The organism is Serratia sp. CoH_122_TC_1 (assembly GCF_058191755.1).
Genome location: NZ_JBXWLA010000050.1, coordinates 1 through 1,706 on the forward strand (window position 1 = coordinate 1; position 1,706 = coordinate 1,706).

The 1,706-nt window shown below is 52.3% G+C and carries 1 rRNA gene; it reads right to left on the bottom strand.

The features are described 5' to 3' along the window. Positions 1-46: 46 nt before the first annotated feature. Positions 47-1,589 (bottom strand): 16S ribosomal RNA (locus AC2FC2_RS26875). Positions 1,590-1,706: the final 117 nt, after the last annotated feature.

A 1,706-nucleotide genomic window follows, 5' to 3' on the forward strand; every position in this document is an offset into this window, starting at 1 on the left:
ATCAGACAATCTGTGTGAGCACTTCACGCGAATCAATATCATTAGGTAAGGAGGTGATCCAACCGCAGGTTCCCCTACGGTTACCTTGTTACGACTTCACCCCAGTCATGAATCACAAAGTGGTAAGCGCCCTCCCGAAGGTTAAGCTACCTACTTCTTTTGCAACCCACTCCCATGGTGTGACGGGCGGTGTGTACAAGGCCCGGGAACGTATTCACCGTAGCATTCTGATCTACGATTACTAGCGATTCCGACTTCATGGAGTCGAGTTGCAGACTCCAATCCGGACTACGACGTACTTTATGAGGTCCGCTTGCTCTCGCGAGTTCGCTTCTCTTTGTATACGCCATTGTAGCACGTGTGTAGCCCTACTCGTAAGGGCCATGATGACTTGACGTCATCCCCACCTTCCTCCGGTTTATCACCGGCAGTCTCCTTTGAGTTCCCACCATTACGTGCTGGCAACAAAGGATAAGGGTTGCGCTCGTTGCGGGACTTAACCCAACATTTCACAACACGAGCTGACGACAGCCATGCAGCACCTGTCTCAGAGTTCCCGAAGGCACTAAGCTATCTCTAGCGAATTCTCTGGATGTCAAGAGTAGGTAAGGTTCTTCGCGTTGCATCGAATTAAACCACATGCTCCACCGCTTGTGCGGGCCCCCGTCAATTCATTTGAGTTTTAACCTTGCGGCCGTACTCCCCAGGCGGTCGACTTAACGCGTTAGCTCCGGAAGCCACGCCTCAAGGGCACAACCTCCAAGTCGACATCGTTTACAGCGTGGACTACCAGGGTATCTAATCCTGTTTGCTCCCCACGCTTTCGCACCTGAGCGTCAGTCTTTGTCCAGGGGGCCGCCTTCGCCACCGGTATTCCTCCAGATCTCTACGCATTTCACCGCTACACCTGGAATTCTACCCCCCTCTACAAGACTCTAGCTTGCCAGTTTCAAATGCAGTTCCCACGTTAAGCGCGGGGATTTCACATCTGACTTAACAAACCGCCTGCGTGCGCTTTACGCCCAGTAATTCCGATTAACGCTTGCACCCTCCGTATTACCGCGGCTGCTGGCACGGAGTTAGCCGGTGCTTCTTCTGCGAGTAACGTCAATGTGATGCGCTATTAACACACCACCCTTCCTCCTCGCTGAAAGTGCTTTACAACCCGAAGGCCTTCTTCACACACGCGGCATGGCTGCATCAGGCTTGCGCCCATTGTGCAATATTCCCCACTGCTGCCTCCCGTAGGAGTCTGGACCGTGTCTCAGTTCCAGTGTGGCTGGTCATCCTCTCAGACCAGCTAGGGATCGTCGCCTAGGTGAGCCATTACCCCACCTACTAGCTAATCCCATCTGGGCACATCTGATGGCGTGAGGCCCGAAGGTCCCCCACTTTGGTCCGAAGACGTTATGCGGTATTAGCTACCGTTTCCAGTAGTTATCCCCCTCCATCAGGCAGTTTCCCAGACATTACTCACCCGTCCGCCGCTCGTCACCCAGAGAGCAAGCTCTCCTGTGCTACCGCTCGACTTGCATGTGTTAGGCCTGCCGCCAGCGTTCAATCTGAGCCATGATCAAACTCTTCAATTAAAAGCTTGATTTGCTTCAACTCGTGAAGCGATGCTCGAAAATTAACTTTCGTAATAATTCAACTAAATGAATTACTGCTTGGTCACTCTTCAAGACTTGATATTTTTTCGAACCCGA